This is a genomic window from Streptomyces sp. NPDC056347 (genome assembly GCF_042262625.1).
Lineage (GTDB): Bacteria > Actinomycetota > Actinomycetes > Streptomycetales > Streptomycetaceae > Streptomyces.
Window position 1 is genome coordinate 34,057 of record NZ_JBHJQP010000011.1, and the last position, 22,897, is coordinate 56,953.

Here is a 22,897-nt window from a genome sequence, read left to right on the forward strand (position 1 = left end):
GGGCGCCGCCCGCAGTCCCCCACACCGGGTCCCTGAATTCAGCCGTCTTTGTTCAGCAGAAGGTGAACCTGGTGAAGAACCGCGTACTCGTCGGAGCCGTCGCGCTCGTTTCCTCCTTCGCGCTGGGGGGCTGCGGAATGGGATCGGGTGGTTCCGGCAGCGAGAAAGTCACTGTCTGGCTGATGAAGGACAGTGTCTCCGCCGATTTCCTCAAGCGTTTCACCGCGGACTTCGAGAAGGAACACTCCTCCATCGAGCTGGAGTTCAAGTTCCAGAGCTGGAGCGGGATAGGCCCGAAGGTCATCCGCGCGCTCAAGGGTGAGGACACCCCCGACGTCATCGAGGTCGGCAATACCCAGGTCGCCCAGTACGCGGAGAGCGGTGGTCTGCGCGACCTGACCCTGGAGGCCATGCGGGACCTCGGCAGCGAGGACTGGCTGCCGGGCCTCGCCGACCCGGGCAGCATCAACGGCCTGCAGTACGGCATTCCCTGGTACGCGGCGAACCGTGTGGTGATCTACAACAAGGAAATCTTCGAGCGCGCCGGAATCAAGAACCCGCCGAAAACCCGGGACGAGTGGATCGCCGACACCCAGCTGCTGAACGAGGGCGGCAACCAGGGGATCTATCTCGCGGGCCAGAACTGGTACGTTCTCGCCGGATTCATCTGGGACGAGGGCGGTGAACTCGCCGAGGACGAGGGCGGTTCCTGGAAAGGTGCCCTGGACAGTCCCGAAGCGCTCCGAGGCATGGACTTCTACAAGGAACTCCAGGCGCTCGGCAGCGGGCCCAAGGATGCCGACGAGGAAAAGCCCCCGCAGTCCGACGTGTTCGCCGAGGGGAACGTCGCGCAGATCATTTCGGTGCCCGGCAGCGTCGCGCAGATCGTGAAGCGGAATCCCGAACTGAAGGGAAAGCTGGGCTACTTCCCGATTCCGGGGAAGACCGCGAAGGCCCCCGGCACCGTCTTCACCGGCGGTTCCGACCTCATCGTCCCGGAGAAGGCGGACCGGCGCGCCGAGGGCATCGAGGTGGTCAAGGCGCTGGCGGGCCGGAAGTGGCAGGAGGAGCTCGCCCGGACCATGAGCTACGTGCCCAACAAGCCCGGCCTCGCGAACGTCGTCGTGGGCCAGGCGGGTACGGCCGCGATGGCCAAGGGCGCCGCGCAGGGCCGGGCGACCCCCAACTCGCCGCAGTGGGCCGACGTCGAGGCCGACAACCCGATCAAGCCGTACATGACGGCGGTCCTGGAGGGCGGCGACCCGCGGCGCGAGGCGCGTACCGCCTCGTCGAAGATCACCGCCAAGCTCTCCGGGAGCTGACCGGGTACCGCCCGCCGGCGAACGCGGGGGCCGGTACCGGCCACCCCCGGGATTCAGGCGTCGCACATGTCGGCGCTCCCGGGCTGTCATGTCGAATCCAGCCGGTCGCGGAAGAAGTAAGGGGCCGGACCGTCGCACCCGTGCGGCGGTCCGGCGGCCGCCCTTGCCGATCCGTCCGGGAGATTGTCATGAACGCGATGCCCGTTGCCTCCCTCCCCGCCACGTTGCCCTCCGCCACTCCGTCCCAGCCGCGCTACCGCGTGTCCCTGGCCGCCGACCGGGACGAGGTGCGCGCCGCCCAGCGGCTGCGCCACCAGGTCTTCGCCGGTGAGCTCGGCGCCCGGCTGGACAGCCCCGAACCCGGCCTGGACAGCGACGCGTTCGACGCGTACTGCGACCACCTGCTCGTCCGGGAGGAGACCACCGGCGAGGTCGTCGCCACCTACCGGGTCCTGCCGCCCGAGCGGGCCCGGGAGGCGGGCGGTCTCTACGCGGAGAGCGAGTTCGACCTCCAGCGGCTCGGCCCGATCCGCGACGACCTGGTCGAGGTCGGACGCTCCTGCGTCCACCCCGCCCACCGCGACGGCGCCGTCATAGCCCTGATCTGGGCCGGGCTCGCCCGCTACATGGAACGCACCGGCCACAACTGGCTGGCCGGCTGCTGCTCGATCCCCCTCGCCGACGGCGGCGCGGCGGCGGCCGGTGCCTGGGAGACGGTGCGGACCAAGTACCTCGCCCCCGAGGACCACTGGGTCACCCCGCGCCGCCTCTGGCAGCCCGCCTCCTCGGCGCAGCCGGTACGTACCGGACTGGCCACCCTGCCCCCGCTGCTCCGCGGCTATCTGCGGCTGGGCGCACGGGTGTGCGGGGCACCCGCCCACGACCCGGACTTCGACGTCGCCGACCTGTACGTCCTGCTGTCGCTGCGCCGCACCGACCCCCGGTATCTGCGCCACTTCCTCTCCCTCGCCCCGCTGCGATGAACCCCTGGCTGCCCACCGCGCCCTGCACCCCGCACATCTGCGCCGGTCACAGCGGTCCCGGGCGGCGCCGCCCGGCCGCCGTGGTCCTGCTGCTCGCCGGATGCGCCTGCGTCCTGGCCGGTGCGCTGGGGGCGCCGTTCCTGCCCCTGTTCGGCGCGGCCCGCCGCGAACGGCTGATCCGGCGCTGGTCCCACGTGGTCGTCCGCTCCTTCGGCGTACGGGTGCGGATCTCCGGCGCCCCCGTCCCGCCCGGGACGCCGGGCACGCTCGTCGTCGCCAACCACATCTCCTGGCTGGACATCCCGCTCGTCGCCGCCGTGCTCCCCGGCCGGATGCTGGCCAAGCGCGAGATCCGCGACTGGCCACTGCTCGGCCCGCTCGCCGCACGCGGCGGCACCCTCTTCGTCGACCGCGACCGGCTGCGCGCGCTGCCCGCGACCGTCCGCACCATCGCCGCGGCGCTGCGCGGCGGGGCGCGGGTGGTCGTCTATCCGGAGGGCACCACCTGGTGCGGGCGCGGCACCGGCGGCCGGTTCGCACCGGCCGCCTTCCAGGCCGCGATCGACGCGGACGCCACGGTCCTGCCGGTACGCATCGGCTACCGCGCCGCCCCGCCGCGAGCACGGACCACCGGCCGGGACAGGGCGGCACCGGCGGAGCAGCACGCCCCGGCCGGCGCCGCCGCCTTCGTCGGGGACGACTCCCTCATCGCCTCACTGTGGCGGGTGGTGAGGGCGGCCGGGCTGACCGCCGAGATCCGCGTGCTGACGCCGGTCCCGGCGGGCGGGTTCCCGGACCGCCGCGCCCTGGCCCGGCGCGCTCAGCTGGCCGTCGCCAGCGAGAGCGCGAACCGGTCCCCGGAATCCGTCCACCACTGATCCAGCCGCAGACCGGCCGCGTCCAGTTCCGCCCGGACCCGCTCCCGGCGGAACTTGGCCGACACCTCCGTACGCAGCTCCTCACCGGCCTCGAAGCCCACCAGCAGATCCAGGGCCGGTACCTTCACCGTCTGCGCCCGCCGGGCCCGCAGCCGCATCTCGATCCACTCGCGCTCCGGGTCCCAGAGCGCCACATGGCCGAAGGCGTCCGGGTCGAAGTCGGCGCCCAGCTCCCGGTTCACCACCCGCAGCACGTTCCGGTTGAACTCCGCGGTCACCCCGGCCGCGTCGTCGTACGCGGCCACCAGCACCTTCTCGTCCTTGACCAGATCGGTGCCGAGCAGCAGCGCGTCGCCCGGTGAGAGCAGCGACCGCACCGACCGCAGGAACGCCGCGCGTTCCTCCGGCAGCAGATTGCCGATCGTGCCGCCCAGGAACGCCAGCAGCCGGGGCCCGGGGGTGCCGGGCAGCGCGAGCCCGCTGGTGAAGTCGGCGACCAGGGCGTGCACCGAGAGCTCGGGCCGCTGCGCGAGCAGCTCCTCGGCGGCGCCGCGCAACGCGCTCTCGCTCACGTCGACCGGTACGTAACTGTGCAGCGAATCCAGCGCGTCCAGCAGATGCCGGGTCTTCTCCGACGAACCGGACCCCAGCTCGATCAGGGTCCGGGCCCCCGAGACGCGGGCGATCTCGTCGGCCCGCTCGATCAGGATCTCCCGCTCCGCACGGGTCGGGTAGTACTCGGGCAGCCGGGTGATCTCCTCGAACAGCTCACTGCCGCGGGCGTCGTAGAACCACTTGGGCGGCAGCGTCTTGGGATGCCGGGTCAGACCGTGCAGGACATCGGCGCGCAGCGCCGCGTCCGTCGCGTCGGCCGGCAGGGTGCGGGTCAGCAGAAAAGGACTCACGCAAGGGGCTCCTTGAGCGGGGTCAGTGAGACGTCGGCGCGGGTCGCCACCAGCAGGGTGCGGTCGGGGACCGGGTGCCAGCGCGGATCGTCGTCGTACGGTTCCGAGGCCACGACCGCGCGCAGGCCCGGTTCGGCGAGGCACCACAGGGTGTCGCCCCAGACCGTCGCCACGATCGACGTGCCGTCGGTGAGCAGCAGGTTCAGCCGGGACTCCGGTGCCGCGGCGGCCACGTCCAGCACCGTGCCGGTGACGGCCTCCGGCAGCCGGTCACCGTCCGCCAGCCGGTTTCGCACCAGGGCCCAGAGCAGCGCCGAGTCGCAGCGGGCGGTGAGAGCCAGCAGCTCGGCCGGGGGCAGCGCCGCGGCGAGCGCGGCCACGGTGTGCGGCCAGCCCTTCACCGCGCCGTTGTGGCTGAACAGCAGGGGCCCGGCGGTGAACGGCGCGGCGGCCGCCTCACCGTCGGCGCCCGCCTCGGTGGCGTCCCGGACGGCGGCGAGCAGCGCCTCGCTGCGCACCACCCGGGCCAGGTCGGCGAAGGTCTCGTCGCCCCAGACCGGGCCGCGGCGCCGGTACCGCCCCGGCACCGGGTCGCCGTCCGCGTACCAGCCGACACCGAAGCCGTCCGCGTTGACCGTCCCGTACCGCTGGTGGCGCGGCTCCCAGGACTGGCGGACCAGCGAGTGCGGCGGCCGGGCCAGCAGCTCCCCGAGCGGCACCGGCGGCCCCACATAGGCGAGATGACGGCACATCAGACATCCCTCGCGGTACGGAAGCCGGAGAAGATCTGGCGCCGCACCGGCAGGTCCCAGTTACGGAAGGTGCCCCGGCACACCACCGGGTCCACGGCGAAGGAACCGCCGCGCAGCACCTTGTGGGCGGGCCCGAAGAACACCTCCGAGTACTCCCGGTACGGGAATGCCGAGAAGCCCGGGTACGGCAGGAAGTCGCTGGCCGTCCACTCCCATACGTCGCCGATCAACTGTCCGGCCCCGCAGGGCGAACGGCCCTGCCGGTACGCTCCGGCGGGCGCGGGCCGCAGATGGCGCTGGCCGAGGTTGGCCCGGTCGGGCGAGGGGTCCTCGTCGCCCCAGGGGTAGCGGCGGGAGCGCCCCGACACCGGGTCGTGGCGGGCCGCCTTCTCCCACTCCTCCTCCGTCGGCAGCCGGCGACCGGCCCAGCGGGCATAGGCGTCCGCCTCGTACCAGCTGACGTGGAGGACCGGTTCGTCCCCGGGCACCGGCTCGGTGACCCCGAAGCGGCGGCGCAGCCACTGCCCGGCGTCCCGGTGCCAGAACAGCGGGGCGGCCAGGTCGTGCTCGCGGACCATCGCCCATCCCTCGGGGGCCCACCAGCGCCGCTCCGTGTAGCCGCCGTCCTCGATGAACTCCTGGTACGCGGCGCAGGTCACCGGTGCGGTGTCGAGGAAGAAACCGGGCACGTCGCGCACATGTGCCGGGCGTTCGTTGTCCAGGGCCCAGGGCTCGGTGGACGTTCCCATCGTGAACGGGCCGCCTTCGACCAGGACTTCGGCCGGAAGGTCCGCCGGGCCGTCGGCGCGCGGCGGCACGGGCGCGGCCAGCACGGCCGGTCCCGCCCTCAGCTGATGGGTGATCAGCATCGTTTCGTCGTGCTGCTGTTCGTGTTGGGCGATCATGCCGAAGGCGAAGCCGGACCGCACCAGCGGCCGGGCCTCGTCCAGAACGGTGGTGTCGAGGACGTCCAGGGCCCGGTCGCGTACCTCCGCGGCGTACGCCCGTGCCTCGGCGGGCGGCAGCAGTGGCAGCGAGGGGCGGGCCGACCGGGGGTGCTCGAAGGCGTCGTACAGGCCGTCGATCTCCGGGCGGATCGCCTCCCGCCCGGCCACCCCGCGCAGCAGCCACAGCTCCTCCTGGTTGCCGATGTGCGCGAGATCCCAGACCAGTGGGGACATCAACGGCGAGTGCTGGGCGGTCAGTTCGCCGTCGTCCACGCTGTCGGTGAGCTGTGCGGTGCGTGCCCGGGCGGTGCGCAGCGCGGCGAGGGCCCGCTGCCGCAGGGCCTCGGGGTCCGCTTCGTGCGGCACGGATCCATGGTGTGCGGGGGAGTCGGTCATGAGCGGGGTCCCTCGAAGTGGTGGTCCGGACCGCCGGGCGCGGCGGACGCGAGCAGTGCGGGGAGGTCGTCGGCCGGGCAGCGGCCCCGGGCCACGTACCGGTCGTGGAAACCGGCCGCGGCCGCCTGCACCCGCGGCGAGGCCCCGAGCCGGGGCAGTGCCTCCAGCGCGGCCCCGAAGCAGGTGAGGGCCGCCGCCCGCAGCTCGGGGTCGGCGAGGCCGTCGCGGGCGGCGCGCACCCAGAGCGGATTGAGCGGTGCGGGGCCCGGCCCGGCCGCCGCGGCCAGCGGCGCCACGGTACGGAACACCGTCTCGGCGGCCTCCGGATCGTCGAACAGGGCGGTGATGACGGCGAGCGGCACCAGCCAGCCGTCCGCGCCGTACTGGGCGTCGATCATGCGCAGCTCCAGATGGCCGCGCGGCCGCACCGGCGGGAAGAGCGTGCTGATGTGGTAGTCGAGGTCGGCGCGCACCGGGGGTCTCGGCGCGCCGGTGCGGATCCAGTCGCGGAACGTCAGTCCGCTGGGTACGGCCCACGGCCCGCTGTCGTCCCGGATGCACATCACCGGGGCGTCCAGCACGTGCGTGGCCCAGGCGTCGCGCGGTGGCAGGCCGGAAGGCGGTGCCACCGGCCGCCACGGATCGAGCGCGGCCCACAGCGACTGCCGGGTGGACCGCCAGGACGTGGGACGCCCCAGCCGGAAGGGCGAGTTGGCGAAGACCGCCACCAGGACCGCGCCCAGCAGATGGCACAGCTGCCAGCGCCGCCCGTAGCCCAGGGGGCCCGGCTCCTCCTCCCCGGCGTCCAGACAGACCTGGACGGACGCGGTGTTGCACATCATCACGCGTCCGGCCGGACCCGACCGGTCCAGGGCGATCTCCATGGCGTCGTAACGGGGTTCACGCAGCAGACGGCGCGGGGAGTGCCACGGATCCACGCCCAGGCCGACCGGCACGAGCCCCAGCCCGTCCAGGGCCTTACGCACCGCGGCAAGATCGGCGGCGGTGGCGTCGACGCACGCCATCAGGGAGTCGGCGGGGCGCGAGCTGAGCTCCAGCTGGCCGCCGGGCTCGAAGGTGACCGACGCGCTCAGGGGCAGGGCCCGCAGGACGCCGGTGGCCGTTTCGAGACGGTGGTGCGGGACCGGGACGCGGGGACGGTCCCGGTCGTGGATGAGCCATTCGAGTTCCACACCGACCTTGCGGGGCGGTCCCGTCTTGAAGCAGATACAGCGCAGTAAGTCCTCGGCCTCGCCCTCGTCCAGGGGCGGGGAACCGCCGGGCGGTCCGTGTTCCCCGGTGGTGTCGCACGACATGCCGGGCCTCCTTCCGTAGTTCTCTCCCACCAGCCAAACCCCTGCGGATGGATCGCACAAGAGTGCCCCTGTCCGCGAGAAATTCGGTTGCGCCCCTGCCGTCGGTGCGCCGAACATGCCCCGTATGCACCACATGGGGGAGAACCGATGAGCGCACGGCTGCGCGCCATCGCGCGCGAGACCGAGGCCGTCGTCGCAGCGGGCCGCTACCGCACCGGGGACGGCCGCGAGGTATCCATCGAACGGGCGCTGAGCAGCGCGGTCTCGGGGACCAGGCTGTACGGGCCCGAACCGCTGCCCCTCGTCGTCCTGGACGGCGACCGCACCACGGCCGTCGAGGTCACCGGCGAGAGCAGCCTGGCCGCCGCCCACCGCATGACCGGCGAGGCCCCCGGCAGGATCGCCGTGCTCAACTACGCCTCCGCCCGCAACCCCGGCGGCGGCTACCTCAACGGCGCCCAGGCCCAGGAGGAAGCCCTGTGCCGGGCCTCGGCCCTCTACGCCACCCTGCTGCGCGCCCCCGAGTACTACGCCCACCACCGCGCCGAACGCAGCGCCTTCTACACCGACCGGGTGATTCACTCCCCGGGCGTACCGGTGTTCCGGGACGACCGGGGAAAGCTCCTCGACACCCCGTACACCGTCGGCTTCCTGACCTCCCCGGCACCCAACGCCGGGGTCGTGCGCACCCGTACCCCCGAACAGGCCCACCGCATCCCCGCCGCGCTCGCCTCCCGGGCGGAGCGGGTGCTGGAGGTCGCGGCGGTGCGCGGGTACCGCAGGCTGGTCCTGGGGGCCTGGGGCTGTGGTGTGTTCCGCAACGACCCGGCGCAGGTGGCCGGGGTGTTCCGGGCGCTGCTCCTGGACGGCGGCCGGTTCGCCGGGCACTTCGAGCAGATCGTCTTCGGCATCCTGGACCGGTCCCCGGACTCCGCCGTCCGGGCCGCCTTCGACCACACCTTCGGTGACATGGCCGCGCCCGGCCCGGCGGGAGTTCAGGCCCAGCCGTAGCGCTCCCGCAGCCGCCCGACGACCAGATCGAACCTGGCCCGGTCCAGCGCGCACGCCTCGCGCCGCATCCCGTCCTCGTGCACCCGCAGCACCCGGTCCAGATCGACCCAGGACGGGCGGCCGGAGCCGTCCCAGGGCCCGGATCCGAGCGCCACCCACTCGCGGTCCCGGTCGTGCGGCCTGCTGGAGAGCCGCACGGCGAGCAGCGTGCCCGCCGCCTCCCGGGCCACCACCAGGACCGGGCGGTCCTTGCCGCGCCCGTCGTTCTCCTCGAACGGCACCCATGTCCACACGATCTCCCCGGGGTCCGGGTCGCCGTCGCGGTCGGGGGCGTAGGAGGTGCGGACCGGTCCCACCTCGCGCGGGTCGGCCTCCGTGGTGGCTCCCGGGCCGGTGCGGCCCGGGACGCCTGCCGCAGGGGCGATGCTGTCGTCACGGTGCTCGAAGATCATCTCCACACCGTAGAACCCGCCCCGGGGGCGCCGGGGCGCGGGGCCGGTGCGTGCCCCGGGGCGCACCCGTGCGGCGCGGGTCTGGAAGACTGCCCGACGCCATGAGCCAGTTACCGAACAAGCCCACCGAACGCCCCGTCCCCACCAGCGTCGACGTCGCACGGCTCGCCGGGGTCTCCAGGGCCACCGTCTCGTACGTGCTGAACAACAGCACATCCGTACGGATCAGCGAGACCACCCGCCGCCGGGTCCGGGAGGCAGCCGACGAACTGGGCTACGTGCCGCACGCCGCGGCCCGCAGCCTGCGCGCCGGACACACCCGCATGGTGCTGCTGCCCACCACCGGCCTCCCGGCCGGGCCGCCGCACCACCGCTTCTTCCACGAGCTGGAGACGGGGCTGCGCCGACTCGACTACACCGTCGTCCAGTACGGCAGCACCGGACTGGACCCGCGGGACGCGCCGCGCGCCTGGGCCGAACTCCGCCCGGTCGCCGTCATCGCCCCCGGCACCATCGACCTCACCCCGGCCGGGATATCGGTGCTCCGGCGATCCGGGGCCAAGGCCGTGATCACCCTCGGTCCGCGCCCGGTGCCCGGCGCCCACGCGCTGGTCATGGACCAACGGGTGGTCGGCGACCGCGCGGTGGCGCACCTGCTGGCGACCGGCCGCCGCCGCATCGGTGTGGTCATGCCCGAGGAGAGCGGTCTGGACCGTCTCGCCGAACCCCGCCTCGCCGGTGCCCGGCAGGCCGCCCGACGCCACACGGCCCGGGTGGAACCGCTGCCGCTGCGCTACGAGGAGGAGTCGGCCGACCGGCTGGCCGCCCGCTGGCGTGCCCTGGACCTGGACGCCGTCTTCGCCTTCGACGACGCGTACGCCATGCTCCTGATGCGGGCCCTGCAGGACGCGGGTGTCGAAGTGCCCCGCGAGACGGCGGTGATCGGCGCCGACGACCTGATGCTGGGCCGCCTGCTTCGGCCCCGGCTCACCACCGTACGGATGGAACTGGCCACCGCCCAGCCGCTCGCGGAGCTGGTGGACCGGCTGGTCAGGGAGCCCGGAGGCAGCCCCGAGCGCCACGACCTGCTGCGGGCCGCGGTGGTGCGGCGCGAATCCGCCTGAGACACCCGGCGGTCCGGTGCGCACGGGTCCGCCCCGGACCGCGGAGGAGCCCTTAACGTGAGGCCATGAGCCATCCGCAGAGCTACGAGATCCTGCTGGTCCCCGGATTCGTCGAAGAGACCCCCGAGGCCGGGGAGGCCGCCGGGGCAAAGGGTGCCGCGGAATCCGGGGAACCCGGCACCGGGAGTGCCGCCGGGGCCGGGGAGACGGAAGGCACCGCCGCGTCCGGCGGTGCCGTCCGCTCGGCGGTCGTCTCGGCGACCGGAGAGACGGGCGCGTCCGGCTACCCCCGGTACGCCGGTGAGGGCTTCGTCGCCGACATCGACCCGGCAACCCGCACGGTCGAAGCCCTGCTGGTCGACGGGGCCGAGCTGACCTACGGCCTCACGGCCCGGGTCAGGGAACGGGACGACACCGGGACCGGCCCCGAGGACTGAGGCCCCGGGCCCGGCCGGCGTGCCAGGGCCTACTGCTGCCCCTGGCTCTTCTGCTCCTCGATGGACTTGCGGACCTCGTCCATGTCCAGCTTCCGGGCCTGCCCGATGATGTCCTCCAGAGCCGCCTCCGGCAGCGCTCCGGGCTGCGCGAACACCGCCACGTTCTCCCGGACGATCATCAGCGTGGGAATGGAACGGATCTCGAAGGCCGCCGCCAGCTCCTGCTGCTCCTCGGTGTTGACCTTCGCGAAGACCACGTCGTCATGACGCTCCGAGGCCGCCTCGTACACCGGCGAGAACTGCCGGCACGGACCGCACCAGGAAGCCCAGAAGTCGATCAGGACGAAGTCGTTGTCGCTGACGATCTGATCGAAGTTTTCCTTGGTGAGCTCGATGGTGCTCATGTTCCGATACCTCATTTCTCTGCCCGCTCGGATCTGTCCGGACAACGGCGCCCGTCCCCGTGCTATTCCGCCTGCCCATGTGGCCGCCGTCCACACCCGCGACCAGACTGTCCCCATGACAGATGCTTCCCAGAACACCGAGTACGACGTCGTGGTCATCGGAGCGGGGCCGGTGGGCGAGAACGTCGCCGACCGGGTCCGGGCCGCCGGGCTGACCGCCGCGGTCGTCGAGTCGGAGCTGATCGGCGGCGAATGCTCCTACTGGGCCTGCATGCCCAGCAAGGCCCTGCTGCGCCCGGTGGTCGCCCGGGCCGACGCCCGCCGCGTCCCGGGCCTCGCCGCCGCCGTACAGGGACCGCTGGACGCCGAGGCGGTCCTCGCCCACCGCGACTACTACGCCTCGTACTGGAAGGACGACGGCCAGGCCGCCTGGCTGGAGGGAATCGGCGCCGACATCCACCGGGGCACGGGCAGGCTCACCGGCGAGAAGCGGGTCACCGTCACGGCGCCCGACGGCACCGAGCACCACCTCACCGCCCGCCACGCCGTCGCCCTGTGCACCGGCAGCCGCGCCGTCGTCCCCGACCTGCCCGGCGTGGACACGGCCCGCCCCTGGACCAGCCGGGAGGCGACCAGCGCGAAGCAGGTGCCCGGCCGGCTGGTGATCGTCGGCGGCGGCGTGGTCGGGGTGGAGATGGCCACCGTCTGGCAGGCCCTCGGCGCCCGGGTGACCCTGCTGGTCCGCGGCACGGGACTGCTGCCCAGGATGGAGCCCTTCGCGGGTGAGCTGATCGCCGAGGCCCTCACCGAGGCCGGGGCGGAGATCCGCACCGGTGCCTCGGTCGCCGCCGTCCACCGCCCCGCCCCCGACGGTCCGGTCACCGTCGAACTGGGCGACGGCGAACGGATCGAGGCCGACGAGATCCTCTTCGCCACCGGCCGCGCCCCGCGTACCGACGACCTCGGGCTGGAGACGGTGGGCCTGGAACCCGGCTCGTGGCTCACCGTCGACGACAGCTGCCGGGTGGAGGGCAGCGACTGGCTCTACGCGGTGGGCGACGTCAACCACCGGGCACTCCTCACCCACCAGGGCAAGTACCAGGCCCGCGTCGCGGGCGCCGCGATCACCGCCCGCGCCACCGGCACCCCGCCCCTGGAGACCGGCCCCTGGGGCGCCCACGCCGCCACCGCCGACCACGCCGCCGTCCCCCAGGTCGTTTTCACCGACCCGGAGGCCGCCGCGGTCGGCCTCAGCCTCGCCGAGGCGGAACGGGCGGGCCACCGGGTCCGCGCCGTCGACTACGACCTCGCCGGCGTGGCGGGCTCCGGCCTCTACGCGGACGGCTACCGGGGCCGCGCCCGCATGGTCGTCGACCTCGACCGGGAAATCCTGCTCGGCGTCACCTTCGTCGGCCCCGGCACCGGCGAACTCCTCCACTCGGCGACGGTCGCGGTCGCGGGCGAGGTGCCGATCCACCGCCTGTGGCACGCCGTTCCGGCGTACCCCACGATCAGCGAGGTCTGGCTGCGGCTGCTGGAGACGTACCGGGGCTGAGCGGCACGGGAGGAGCTGCGGCGGCCGGGCCCGGGGTGAGGACGGCCGCCAGCAGCGCCTTCGTGTACGGGTGCCGGGGCGCGTCGAACACCTCCTGCGCCGCGCCCTCCTCCACCACCTCCGCGTCCTTCATCACCAGCACCCGGTCACTGATCCGCCGGATCACCGAAAGATCGTGCGAGACGAACAACAGGGCCGTGCCCAGGCGGCGCTGGATGCCGTCCAGCAGATCCAGCACCTGGGCCCGCACCGAGGCGTCGAGCGCCGACACCGGCTCGTCGCAGACCAGGACGGCGGGCGACGGGGCCAGCGCGCGGGCGATCGCGACGCGCTGGCGCTGACCGCCGGAGAGCTGGTCGGGGCGGCGGTGCAGATGCTCGGTGCCGAGACCCACCAGCCCCAGGAGCTCCAGCGTGCGGGCGGCCCGGTCCTCCTGGCGCCCGATGCCCTCGGCGATGATCCGCTCCACCGTGAACCGGGGGTCGAGGGCGCTGTACGGGTCCTGATGGACCAGCTGGATACGGGAGCGGCGCGGCCGCCGCAGCCGTTCGGGCAGAGCGGACCAGGGCTCGCCGTCCAGCCGCACCGTCCCGGAGTCCGGCCGCAGCAGCCCCGTCACCACCCGCGTCACGCTGCTCTTCCCGGAGCCCGACTCGCCGACCAGCCCGACCGTCTCGCCCGCGCGCAGCGTGAAGGAGACGTCCCGTACCGCCGTGCGCGCCCCGTACGAGACCGACACCGACGCCACCTCCAGCACCGGCCCGGTCCGCTTCGCCGGGCGCGCCGCCGGACGCAGCACCGAGGCCGCCAACAGGGCCCGGGTGTACGGGTGATGGGGGGCGCCGAGCAGTTCGGGAGTCGGGCCCGACTCCACCACCGTGCCCTGCCGCAGCACCGCCGTACGGTCCGCGATCCGGGCCACCACGCCCAGGTCATGGGTGATCAGCAGGAGCCCGGTGCCGTCCGCCTTCGCCGCGGCCAGCAGATCGAGGATCTGTGCCTGCACCGTCACGTCGAGAGCGGTGGTCGGCTCGTCCGCGATCAGCAGCCGGGGACCGGCGGCCAGCGCCGACGCGATCAGGGCACGCTGCCGCAGTCCGCCGGACAGCTCGTGCGGATACTGCGCGGCCCGCGCCCGCGGGTCCGGAACCCCCACCCGGTCCAGCAGCTCCACGACCCGGTCCCCGGTCCGCGACCGGTCGACCGTACGGTGCAGCCGCATCGGCTCCGCGATCTCGGCCCCGATCCGGCGCAACGGGTCCAGCGACACCAGCGCGTCCTGCGCGACCAGCCCCACGACCCGGCCCCGTACGGAACGCCAGTCGCGCGCCCGGAAACCCGTCACGTCCCGCCCGTCCACCCGCAGCGCCCGGGCCCGTACCCGCGCCCCCGGCCCGGCGAGCCCCAGCAGCGCACGCGCCACCGTGCTCTTCCCCGAGCCCGACTCCCCGACCAGCGCCAGGCACTCGCCCGGCGCGACGGAGAAGGACACGTCCCGCACCGCGTGCACCGGACCGGACCGCCCGGACCCGCCGCGCCCGGCCCCGAAACGCACGTCCAGCCCCGCCACCGTCAGCAACTCGCTCATGCCCCGGCCTCCCCGGGCGCACCGGCCCGCAGCGACCGGCCCAGCACCGTCACCGACAGCACCACCGCGACGATCGCCAGCCCCGGGAAGGTCGCCGTCCACCACGCGGTGGCCAGGAACTCCCGGCCGTCCGACAGCATCGACCCCCACTCGGCGGTCGGCGGCGGGGTGCCGAGCCCCAGGAAGCTGAGCGCCGAACCGGAGATCACGGCGGTGCCGGTGCCGACGGTCGCCAGCACCAGCAGCGGACCCGTCACATGGGGCAGCACGTGTCGCAGCACGATCACCGGCCGCCGCACCCCCAGCACCCGCGCCGCCTCCGCGAACGGGGACCGGACGGCGGGCAGCGCCTGCCCCCGCACCAGCCGCGCGTACGTGGGCACGGCCGCGACGCCCAGCGCCACCAGCACGTTCGCCGTGCCCGAGCCGACCACCGTGACCACCAGCAGGGCCAGCAGCAGCTCGGGAAAGGCCAGCAGCACGTCGAGACCGCGCATCAGCACCCGGTCGGCCAGGCGCGGACCGGTCGCCGCCAGCAGCCCGACGACGAGCCCGGCCAGCACCCCGAGCGCGGTCGCGCCGAGCCCGATCGCCAGCGACGGGCGCGCCCCGTACACCACCCGGGACAGCACGTCGCGGCCCAGCTCGTCCGTGCCGAACGGGTGCGCGCCGCCGGGCGGCCGGAACGCCGCCACCACATCCGTGTCGTCGGGCGGGTGCGGGGCCAGCAGCCCGGGGAAGGCCACCGCCACCGCCAGCACGACCAGCACCCCCGAGGCGATCACCACCGCCACCCGACGACCCTCCCGGGCCCGTACACCCGCGCTCATACGCCCGCCCCTTCCACACGCAGCCGCGGATCGATCACCTGATAGGCGAGGTCCACCAGCAGATTCACCACGACGAACACCGCCGCGGACAACAGCACCAACGAGGTCACCACGGGGATGTCCTTGGACGTCACCGCCGTCACCAGCACCCGCCCGAGCCCCGGCCGGGCGAACACCGTCTCGGTGAGCACCGCACCGCCCAGCAGACTGCCCACCACCCAACCGGAGAGCGTCGCCACGGGCAGCGCCGCATGGCGCAGGGTGTGCCGCAGCAGCACCCGCCGCTCGCTCGCACCCCTGGCCCGTACGGTCAGCGCGAACGGCCTGGCCAGCGCCTCGTCCAGCTCCTGGCGCACGACCCGGGCCAGCACGCCGCCGATCGGCAGGGCCAGGGTCAGCGCGGGCAGGACCAGCGCCGCCACCCCCTGGTCGCCGGCCGCGGGCAGCAGCCGGAAGCGGTACGACAGCACCGTCAGTCCCAGGATGCCCAGCCAGTACGAGGGCACCGACACCGCGAGCAGTTCGAGCCCCGAGGCCACCGCACGGGCGATCCGGCCGCGCCCCGCGGTCGCCACGGCGGCCGTGAACGCGATGAGCAGGGCCAGCGCGGTCGCCGCCAGCGCCAGCTCCACCGTCGGCCCGATCTGACCGGCCAGCACATCGCCCACCGGCAGCCCCAGTTGGTACGAGCGGCCCAGGTCGCCGGTCAGCAGCCCGCCCAGCTGCCGCAGATACTGCACCACCAGCGGGTCGCCGAGCCCGTAGTCGGCCCGGATGCGGTCGCGCAGCTCGGGCGTCGCGGACGTCGACGGGCCGAGCACCGTGTCCACCACATCGCCCGGGACCAGGTGCAGCACCAGGAACGACACGGTCGCCGCACCCCACAGCACCAGCAACCCGGCCCCGAGCCGCCGCACCACCGGCACCGTCCACCGCCGCGCCCGGGGGCTCATCGGCCGCCGTCCACCCACGCGCCCTGGAACAGCGGCCACGCCGAGGCGTCGAAGGTCACTCCGTGCGCCCGGCCCCGCACCCCCAGCTGCCGGGTGCCGACGAACGCCGGGAGCGCGTAGCCCTGGGCCATGACCCGCTGCTGCACCTTCGCGTACAGCGCCTCGCGCTCCTTCGCCGAGGTGGCCGCCGTCGCCGCGTCCAGCCAGCCGTCGATCCGCGGGTCGTCCACCCGGGAGCCGTTCGCCCCGCCGTCGGCGAGCCGGCTCCTCGAGTGGAAGACCGTGCGCAGCAGGTCCGGGTCCGAGCCGCCCCAGGCGAAGGCGATGATGTCGTAGTCGCCGCGGTCGCGGACCGGGGTGTAGCTGCCCGCGTCCAGCGGCTCGAGGACCAGTTCGATGCCCGCCCGCTTCAGTTCGGCCTGGACGGCGGTGTCGAAGGTGCGCCGCTCGGCCTTGGTGTACGCCGGGACGTACAGCAGGGTCAGCCGGAACCGCTCGCCGTTCCTGGTCCGGTAGCCCTCGGAGTCCCGGCCGGTCCAGCCGAGCCCGTCGAGCAGTGCCCCCGCCCTGGCCGGATCATGCCCCCAGCTGTGCTCGACGGCCGGGGCGTAGCCGGGGGTGGACGGGCTGAGCGGACCCCAGGCGCGTCGGTACTGCCCGGCGAAGACGGCCTTGGTGATGGCCGCGGTGTCCACGGCGTGCAGGACGGCGAGCCGGGCGTCGAGCTGGTCGAAGGGGGCGCGTTCGGTGTTGAGGAAGTAGGAGTAGACGATGCCCGGCGAGTCGTGGCCGCTGATGGACAGGCCCGGCTGCGACTTCAGCGAGGCGACCCGGTTGGCCGGGAGGAAGTCCGCGACGTCCGCCTGGCCGGAGGTCACCGCTCCGACCCGGGTCGCGTTCTCCGGCAGGAAGCTGACGACCAGCCGCTCGACATGGGCGGGGCCGTCGTTCCCGGCCGAGGCGGGCGGCCAGGCGTACGAGGCGTTGCGGGCGAGGACCAACTGCTGGCCCTTCACCCGGGAGACGAAGGTGAACGGCCCCGTGCCGACGGAGGCCGACCCGCCGGCCGCCAGTTCGTCCGTCCGCTCGCGCAGCGTCTTCGGCGAGTGGAAGCCGAGATACGTCGTCGACACGGCGTGCAGGAAGGACGCGTACGGCCGCTTCAGCCGGACCGTCACCGTGTGCCGGTCCACGACCTCGGTGCGCTCGTACGGGCCGATCAGGGTGGCCGCGTACTGCGACTTGGTGGCCGGGGCCACGATGTGGTCGAAGTTCGCCCGCACCGCCGCCGCGTCGAACGGGGTGCCGTCGGTGAACCCGACGTCGTCGCGGAGACGGAAGGTGTACGCCCGGCCGTCGTCCGAGACCTTCCACTCCCTGGCCAGCCACGGCTCGAACGTGCCGTCCGGGCGCTGGGCGACCAGGGAGTCGAACACGTTGCGCATCAGTACGCCGACGATGTCGGCGGGGGACACGTGGGGGTCGAAGTTGTCCGGTTCCACGTCGGTGGCGAAGGTGAGCGTCCCGCCGTCGCGCGGGGGTCCGTCCGCGCCCGGGGAGGGACCGGCCGCGGCGCCGGGGGAGCAGGCGGTCAGACCGGCCGCCGTCAGGGCACCGGCGGACAGCAGGAGGAAGGACCGGCGAGTGGGCACGGAAGCTCCGTTCAAAGAGGTACGGCGGTGCGGAAAGGGGGTGCGGGGGTCAGTGCGGGCGGCGCACCGCACGCCAGGCACGCACCGTGATGCGGTAGACCTCGCCCTGTTCGGCGGTCCGGGCGGCGGCGGCCCGGCCCACCGCGTCGAAGAAGTCGGTCTGCCGGTCGTCGGGGAGCAGCCGGCTGAAGTAGGTCCCGAACGTGGCGGCGTGGAAATCCCGGTACTGACCGGCCCCGTCCGCCCGCACCGGCACCGTCCGCCCGTCCGTCTCCTCGACGGTGAAGTGCCGCTCCAGCAGGGCCCGGACCTCGGCGACGGGCCGGGCCCGTATCCCCATCGGCACGATCCCGGACAGCCCGGCCGGGGCGCCGAGCAGCCGCAGCGCGTCGCGGGCCACGACGTCCTCGCCGCCGAAGCCGGCACCGTCCGTCACCGGGTGATGGGTCGTCAGGACGAAGGCTCCGCCGGGCGCCAGATGTGCGGCGATCCAGGCGAACGCCCGCTCCTCGTCCGGATGCAGCCAGTGCAGCACCGACGTCATGAAGGCCACGTCGAACCGGTCGTCCAGGGCGGGCAGGCCCAGCAGGTCCCCGGTCAGCAGCTCGGCCCGCCCGGCCAGCCGCGCACCGGCCTCCCGGACCCGGTGCGCGGAGCCGTCGACGCCCACCGCCCGCACCGCCCGCGGCCAGCGGTCCAGCGCCGCCTCCAGCAGCGCCCCCGTCCCGCAGCCCAGATCGAGCACGGTGCGCGGCGCCTGCGGCGCGAGGGACAGGACCCAGTCGTGGTCCTGCGCCTGCCGGATACGGCTCACCTCGTCGTAGCCGGACAGGGTGCGGGCACGGTCGAGTATGTCGTCGGTCATGGCCGGTACGGTCCCTTCACAGCGGGGCGTCGACGAGTGCCGCGATGCGTTCGCGGACCGCCGACAGGTCGTGGTTGCGGTAGAGGTTGATGCGGTTGCGCGCCAGGTCGCCCCGGTGCACGTACTCGTACAGGTCCTGCCGCTGCCCGAAGCTGTCGGCGGTGAGGTCCCAGGCGAGCCGGAACAGCCGGGACTTGTGCGCGGCGTCGATGCCCCTGCCGCGCATGTAGCGGTCCAGCAGGGGCCGCAGCTCGGCCGAGCGCAGGTCGTTCTCGGTCGGCTGCATCAGGATTCCCGACTGGCCGATGCCCCGGACGATCGACACCGCCCGCCCGGCCACCTGGGCCGCCCACACCGCCGCGGCCGGGGTCGGCCCGGGGGCCAGCAGTCCGCTGTCGGTGCGGCGGGCGGTGGCCTCCCCGGCGTCGAGGAAGTGGTCCAGGAGCTGGGCGTATCCGGCGAGTTCCCCCAGGTCCTCCTGGATGTTGCGGAAGCCGTCCACGCCGATCGACTCCGCCAGCAGCGAACCGACCCCGAGCAGGGTGCGCAGCCGCTCGCGGTAGCGGATCTGGCCGATGTACTGGCTCCAGGCGTTGATCCGGCCGAGCCCCTCCCGGGCCAGCGCCCCGTCCCCGAGCAGGAACACCCGGTCCCACGGCACGGTCACGTCGTCGAAGAACAGCATCGCGTCCTGCTCGTCGTACCGGCGGGCGAACGGGTGGGCGTGCCCGTGCGGCTCCCCGCCGAACGGCTCCCGGCACAGAATGCGCAGCCCCGGCGCGTTCAGCGGCAGCGAGAACCACACCACGAACTCCTCGGCGCCGCGCTGGGCGAACGAGGCCGAGAGATAGACCAGCACCTCGTGCGCGAACGGGGCGAGCGTGGTGAGCTGCTTGGCGCCCCGCACCACGATCCCCTCACCGTCCTCGCGCAGCACCCGCAGCGCGTGGTCCGGATGGTCGACCGGACTGGCCGAGCGGTCGATCTGCGGATCGCCCAACGCGTGCGTCAGCAGCAGGTCCCGCGACGCCGCGAACCGGTGGTACGCCTCCGCGTTCGCGCCGAAACCCGGGCGGTTGGTCTCCAGCCGGTGCCGGAAGTCCAGCAGACCGACGGCGATCGAGGACATGAAGGCGGGGGAGCGGCCGTGCTGGCCCCAGGACTCCCGCATCCACACCTCGGCGCTGTCCCGGGCCGCCCGCAACTCCTCGGCGGTGCGCGGCGGATGGTAGCCCCGGCCGATCCGCAGACCGGTTCCGGGATCCTCGACGGTGAGCAGTTCGCGGTACGCCGGGTCGTGCTGGAGGTCGAGCAGCCGGGACAGTTCGGCGACCGGCGCGGCGAACGCCGGGTGCTCGGCCACGTTCTTGATCTCTTCGCCGTCCAGCCACACGCTGCGCCCGTCGTCGAGACCGGCCCGGAAGCGTGCGCCGTCGAGCGCGCCGAGCGGTTCGACGGCCGAAGTGAGAGAGGAGGTCATGGTGAGATCCCTTGCTGATGCGGAAGAGCGGGTTCGAGCGACTCCTGAACGCGGGGCGGTACGGGGCCGAGACCGTGGTAGCGGCCCGCCTGGTGCACCAGCGGCGCACCGCTCCCGGCCCGTACGCCGACGACCTGGCCGATGAGCAGCGCGTGATCCCCGCCCGGCGCCACGGTCACGAGCCGGCAGTCGAACCAGCTCAGGCAGTCGTCGAGGACGGGCGCCCCGGTCTCCTGCCGCCCGAGGCCGACCGGCGGCGGCTGGGCGCGGTGGCGTTCGGGCGCCGCGTAGTAGTCGGCGACCTCCCGCTGGTCGTGGCGGAGCACGTTCACCGACAGCACGCCGGAGGCGCGCGCCGCCCACACCAGCGGGCTGTGGCGGCCGATCGCCACGGCGATCAGCAGCGGGTCCAGGGAGAGCGAGGAGAAGGCGGAGACGGTCTTGGCGGGGGTGCCGTCCCGGTAGCGGGTGGCCACCACGGTCACCCCGGTGGGGAAGGTACGGGCGGCGGCGAGGTACTCCGCGGCCGTCGGCTCGCGGTGGCCGGTGAGGCGGCTCATCGCACCCTCACCCGGTAGTCGTCGAGCCAGCGGTCCACGGCCAGCAGGTGGTCGAGGCCGCCGGTCGGGTGAGGGGCCGCGCGCGGTCCGGGCAGCGGGGTCCCCGCCGTCAGGCGCCGCTTCACCGCGTCCCGGTCCACCAGCTCGAAGACCGGGCTGTCCCGGTGCACCAGGTCCTCGGCCAGGGCCCGGAGCGTACCGGCGTAACCGGGGGCCGAACTGGCCGGGTAGCCGCTTTTGGGCCGGTGCAGCACGCTCGGCGGCAGCAGGTCGCCGACCGCCCGCCGCAGCAGCGCCTTCGGCACCCCGCCCGCGTTCTTCAGCGCCCACGGAACGTTCCACACGTACTCGACCAGCCGGTGGTCCGCGAACGGCACCCGCACCTCCAGACTGGCCGCCATGCTCATCCGGTCCTTCCGGTCCAGCAGGGCGGGCAGCCAGCGGGTCAGCGCCAGCCACGAGATCTGCCGGGCCCGCCGCTCGGTCCCCGACTCGCCCGGCAGGTGCGGCACTTCGGCCAGTGCCTGGGCGAACCGGTCGGCGGCGTACTCCCGGGGCCGAATCCACGCCGCGGCCTCCGGCCGCAGCAGGTCCGCCGGGGAGGAGCCGCCGGTCAGCCAGGGGAAGGTGTCCAACGGGCGGTCGTGGTGGAAGTACGGGTAGCCGCCGAACACCTCGTCGGCCACCTCGCCGGAGAGCGCGACGGTGACATGCCGCCGGACACCCTTGAACAGCAGGTACAGCGACACGTCCGGCTCGCCCCAGCCGGGCCGGTCGCGGGCCCTGAGCCCGATGGAGCGGTGCGCCAGCAGCTCGCCGCCCGGCACGGTCACCGCGGTGTGCACCGTGGCGAGCCGGGCGGACAGCTCCTCGATGTACGGGGCGTCGCTGTCCCGGTTCCAGTCGCCGAGCCGCTCCGGCTGCTCGTCCGGCGGGAAGTCCACCGAGAACGTCGCGACCTTCTCACCGTCGGCGCCGGCCGCGGCCAGCGCGGTCAGGGCGGAGGAGTCGAGCCCGCCGGAGAGCAGCAGCCCCAGCGGAACGTCGCTGACCAGCTGGCGCCGCACCGTGTCGGTCAGCAGCTCCCGCACCCGGGCCGCGGTGGTGGCGTCGTCGTCGGTGTGCGGCCGGGTCTCCGGCCGCCAGTACGCCCGCTCACGCACCCCCTCGGGGCCGAACCGCACGGTGTGCCCGGGGCGCACGGTGCGCAGCCCCCGGAACACGGTGCGCCCCGGGGTCGGCGCCGACGCCACGGCGAACAGCTCGGCCAGCCCCTCGGCGTCCGTCTCGGCCGTGAAGAGCGGGTTCGCCAGCACCGCCTTGGGCTCCGAACCGAAGAGCAGGCGACGCTCCCCGGCCGTCCAGTACAGCGGCTTCACCCCGAGCCGGTCACGGACCAGCAGCAGCTCCTGGCGGGCCACGTCCCAGACCGCGTACGCGAACATCCCGTTCAGCCGGCCCACCGCCGCCTCGCCCCACTGGAGGTGGGCGCGCAGCACCACCTCGGTGTCCGAGGCGGTACGGAAGCGGTGCCCCAGCGCGGACAGTTCGGCGCGCAGCTCCCGGAAGTTGTAGACCTCGCCGCTGTACGTGATCGCGGCCAGCACCCGGCCCTCGTCGTCGCGGGCCTCCATCGGCTGGGTGCCGCCCTCGACATCGATCACGGCGAGCCGGCGGTGGCCGAGCGCGGCGCGCTCGGAGAGCCAGACGTCCCCCGCGTCGGGACCGCGCGCCACCATCGTGTCGGTCATCGCCCGCACGGTGCGTGCCTCGGTCCGCAGATCGCGGTCCCGGTCGACCCACCCCGCTATGCCGCACATGTCGCCTCCCAGACGCAACCCGGGCCGTCGGGGCCCTCGGTGAGTTCGTGCCGTGCGGTGAAACCCTTGGCGGTGATGTTGGCGCCGGTGGCATGCACGCAGTACTCGCACGGCGAGGCGAGCGTCAGCTGCACGCCCCGGGCACGCGCCCGCTCGCGGTAGTCCCAGATCGCGCAGTGCGCGATCTCCAGCACGGCCCGCTCCGTGCCGTCCTCGGTGACGCGGTAGCGCGAGCCGTACGACTCGGCCTGACGGGCCACCCGGAGCACCGGGTCCAGCGCGCCGCGGCCGTGACCGGCCTCGACGTAGCGGTGCACCTCGGCGCCGGCCCGTGCCCAGGCGGCCAGTTCGCCGTGCCCGTAGCGGGACACCAGGAAACGTTCCATCAGGGCCTGGGCGCGGAAGAAGACCCGCTGCCAGTCGTCGGCACCCGCCTCGGTGCCCGGCGCCGGGAGATCGGCGAAGATCTCCGAGCGGACCGTGATCCAGTCGTCGATGTCCTGACCGCCGCGGGTCTCGGTGAGATACCGCGTCAGTCCTGCCTCGGCCTCGAACAGGCGCTGCCGCCACAGTGCGGCGCGCTCCGACGGGCTCATGTCGGTGGAGTACTTCTGCTTCATGCGCAGCTCTTTCGACCGGAGAACACATGATTCGGAAAAGGTGAATT

At 73.9% G+C, this 22,897-nt stretch carries 22 protein-coding genes; 7 read left to right on the plus strand and 15 right to left on the minus strand.

What is annotated here, in order from left to right:
• Nucleotides 1-71 precede the first annotated feature (71 nt).
• The 3 genes from ACFCV8_RS04895 (at nucleotide 72) to ACFCV8_RS04905 (ending at nucleotide 3,183) form a co-directional block, all read left to right on the plus strand.
• Nucleotides 72-1,322, plus strand: coding sequence for an extracellular solute-binding protein (locus ACFCV8_RS04895; RefSeq protein ID WP_376683822.1), 1,251 nt, complete (start codon nucleotides 72-74; stop codon nucleotides 1,320-1,322).
• A gap of 188 nt (nucleotides 1,323-1,510) precedes the next feature.
• On the plus strand, nucleotides 1,511-2,305 hold the full coding sequence (locus ACFCV8_RS04900; protein WP_376683823.1) for a GNAT family N-acetyltransferase: 795 nt from the start codon (nucleotides 1,511-1,513) through the stop codon (nucleotides 2,303-2,305).
• Nucleotides 2,302-3,183, plus strand: a complete 882-nt coding sequence (locus ACFCV8_RS04905; protein WP_376683824.1) for a lysophospholipid acyltransferase family protein — start codon at nucleotides 2,302-2,304, stop codon at nucleotides 3,181-3,183. Before ACFCV8_RS04900 ends, ACFCV8_RS04905 begins: the two co-directional genes overlap by 4 nt.
• Here ACFCV8_RS04905 and egtD read toward each other — a convergent pair.
• Genes egtD through egtA form a run of 4 tightly spaced genes read right to left on the minus strand, consistent with a single transcriptional unit; the run spans nucleotide 3,126 to nucleotide 7,499 of the window.
• On the minus strand, nucleotides 3,126-4,088 hold the full coding sequence (gene egtD, locus ACFCV8_RS04910) for an L-histidine N(alpha)-methyltransferase (RefSeq protein WP_376683825.1): 963 nt from the start codon (nucleotides 4,086-4,088) through the stop codon (nucleotides 3,126-3,128). The genes ACFCV8_RS04905 and egtD overlap by 58 nt on opposite strands.
• Nucleotides 4,085-4,840: an ergothioneine biosynthesis protein EgtC gene (egtC, locus tag ACFCV8_RS04915; RefSeq protein WP_376683826.1), complete on the minus strand. Its 756-nt coding sequence runs from the start codon at nucleotides 4,838-4,840 to the stop codon at nucleotides 4,085-4,087. The genes egtD and egtC overlap by 4 nt, the downstream gene beginning before the upstream one ends.
• Nucleotides 4,840-6,183, minus strand: coding sequence for an ergothioneine biosynthesis protein EgtB (gene egtB / locus ACFCV8_RS04920; protein WP_376683827.1), 1,344 nt, complete (start codon nucleotides 6,181-6,183; stop codon nucleotides 4,840-4,842). Before egtB ends, egtC begins: the two co-directional genes overlap by 1 nt.
• Nucleotides 6,180-7,499, minus strand: coding sequence for an ergothioneine biosynthesis glutamate--cysteine ligase EgtA (gene egtA / locus ACFCV8_RS04925; RefSeq protein WP_376683828.1), 1,320 nt, complete (start codon nucleotides 7,497-7,499; stop codon nucleotides 6,180-6,182). Before egtA ends, egtB begins: the two co-directional genes overlap by 4 nt.
• A gap of 147 nt (nucleotides 7,500-7,646) precedes the next feature.
• On the opposite strand from egtA, the gene ACFCV8_RS04930 reads away from it, so the two are divergent.
• Entirely contained in the window at nucleotides 7,647-8,510 is an 864-nt protein-coding gene (locus ACFCV8_RS04930) for a TIGR02452 family protein (protein WP_376683829.1), read from the plus strand.
• On the opposite strand, the gene ACFCV8_RS04935 is transcribed toward ACFCV8_RS04930, so the two are convergent.
• A complete protein-coding gene (locus ACFCV8_RS04935; protein ID WP_376683830.1) occupies nucleotides 8,495-8,962 on the minus strand; it encodes a type II toxin-antitoxin system PemK/MazF family toxin in 468 nt (155 codons plus the stop codon). The two genes, ACFCV8_RS04930 and ACFCV8_RS04935, sit on opposite strands and share 16 nt — an antisense overlap.
• A gap of 101 nt (nucleotides 8,963-9,063) precedes the next feature.
• Here ACFCV8_RS04935 and ACFCV8_RS04940 point away from each other — a divergent pair, with 101 nt between their 5' ends.
• On the plus strand, nucleotides 9,064-10,086 hold the full coding sequence (locus tag ACFCV8_RS04940; RefSeq protein ID WP_376683831.1) for a LacI family DNA-binding transcriptional regulator: 1,023 nt from the start codon (nucleotides 9,064-9,066) through the stop codon (nucleotides 10,084-10,086).
• Between the two features lie 65 nt (nucleotides 10,087-10,151).
• Nucleotides 10,152-10,523 carry a hypothetical protein gene (locus ACFCV8_RS04945; protein ID WP_376683832.1) on the plus strand — a complete coding sequence of 124 codons (372 nt, stop codon included), beginning with the start codon at nucleotides 10,152-10,154 and terminating at the stop codon, nucleotides 10,521-10,523.
• A gap of 29 nt (nucleotides 10,524-10,552) precedes the next feature.
• On the opposite strand, the gene trxA is transcribed toward ACFCV8_RS04945, so the two are convergent.
• Nucleotides 10,553-10,927 carry a thioredoxin gene (gene trxA / locus ACFCV8_RS04950; protein WP_376683833.1) on the minus strand — a complete coding sequence of 125 codons (375 nt, stop codon included), beginning with the start codon at nucleotides 10,925-10,927 and terminating at the stop codon, nucleotides 10,553-10,555.
• A 115-nt stretch (nucleotides 10,928-11,042) separates the two neighbouring features.
• On the opposite strand from trxA, the gene ACFCV8_RS04955 reads away from it, so the two are divergent.
• Nucleotides 11,043-12,482, plus strand: a complete 1,440-nt coding sequence (locus tag ACFCV8_RS04955) for a dihydrolipoyl dehydrogenase family protein (RefSeq protein WP_376683834.1) — start codon at nucleotides 11,043-11,045, stop codon at nucleotides 12,480-12,482.
• Here the strand turns inward: ACFCV8_RS04955 and ACFCV8_RS04960 are convergent.
• Genes ACFCV8_RS04960 through ACFCV8_RS05000 form a run of 9 tightly spaced genes read right to left on the minus strand, consistent with a single transcriptional unit; the run spans nucleotide 12,439 to nucleotide 22,850 of the window.
• Nucleotides 12,439-14,070 carry a dipeptide ABC transporter ATP-binding protein gene (locus tag ACFCV8_RS04960; RefSeq protein ID WP_376683835.1) on the minus strand — a complete coding sequence of 544 codons (1,632 nt, stop codon included), beginning with the start codon at nucleotides 14,068-14,070 and terminating at the stop codon, nucleotides 12,439-12,441. The two genes, ACFCV8_RS04955 and ACFCV8_RS04960, sit on opposite strands and share 44 nt — an antisense overlap.
• Nucleotides 14,067-14,900 carry an ABC transporter permease gene (locus ACFCV8_RS04965; protein ID WP_376683836.1) on the minus strand — a complete coding sequence of 278 codons (834 nt, stop codon included), beginning with the start codon at nucleotides 14,898-14,900 and terminating at the stop codon, nucleotides 14,067-14,069. Before ACFCV8_RS04965 ends, ACFCV8_RS04960 begins: the two co-directional genes overlap by 4 nt.
• Entirely contained in the window at nucleotides 14,897-15,853 is a 957-nt protein-coding gene (locus ACFCV8_RS04970; protein WP_376683837.1) for an ABC transporter permease, read from the minus strand. The genes ACFCV8_RS04965 and ACFCV8_RS04970 overlap by 4 nt, the downstream gene beginning before the upstream one ends.
• Nucleotides 15,850-17,505 carry an ABC transporter substrate-binding protein gene (locus tag ACFCV8_RS04975; protein WP_376683838.1) on the minus strand — a complete coding sequence of 552 codons (1,656 nt, stop codon included), beginning with the start codon at nucleotides 17,503-17,505 and terminating at the stop codon, nucleotides 15,850-15,852. Before ACFCV8_RS04975 ends, ACFCV8_RS04970 begins: the two co-directional genes overlap by 4 nt.
• A 49-nt stretch (nucleotides 17,506-17,554) precedes the next feature.
• On the minus strand, nucleotides 17,555-18,370 hold the full coding sequence (locus tag ACFCV8_RS04980) for a class I SAM-dependent methyltransferase (RefSeq protein WP_376683839.1): 816 nt from the start codon (nucleotides 18,368-18,370) through the stop codon (nucleotides 17,555-17,557).
• Nucleotides 18,371-18,386: 16 nt separating this feature from the next.
• Nucleotides 18,387-19,850 carry a 4-hydroxyphenylacetate 3-hydroxylase family protein gene (locus ACFCV8_RS04985; RefSeq protein ID WP_376683840.1) on the minus strand — a complete coding sequence of 488 codons (1,464 nt, stop codon included), beginning with the start codon at nucleotides 19,848-19,850 and terminating at the stop codon, nucleotides 18,387-18,389.
• Nucleotides 19,847-20,410, minus strand: a complete 564-nt coding sequence (locus ACFCV8_RS04990; RefSeq protein WP_376683841.1) for a flavin reductase family protein — start codon at nucleotides 20,408-20,410, stop codon at nucleotides 19,847-19,849. Before ACFCV8_RS04990 ends, ACFCV8_RS04985 begins: the two co-directional genes overlap by 4 nt.
• Complete coding sequence (gene asnB, locus ACFCV8_RS04995; RefSeq protein WP_376683842.1) at nucleotides 20,407-22,230, minus strand: asparagine synthase (glutamine-hydrolyzing); 1,824 nt, start codon at nucleotides 22,228-22,230, stop codon at nucleotides 20,407-20,409. Before asnB ends, ACFCV8_RS04990 begins: the two co-directional genes overlap by 4 nt.
• Nucleotides 22,218-22,850: a hypothetical protein gene (locus tag ACFCV8_RS05000; protein WP_376683843.1), complete on the minus strand. Its 633-nt coding sequence runs from the start codon at nucleotides 22,848-22,850 to the stop codon at nucleotides 22,218-22,220. The genes asnB and ACFCV8_RS05000 overlap by 13 nt, the downstream gene beginning before the upstream one ends.
• Between the last annotated feature and the right edge of the window lie 47 nt (nucleotides 22,851-22,897).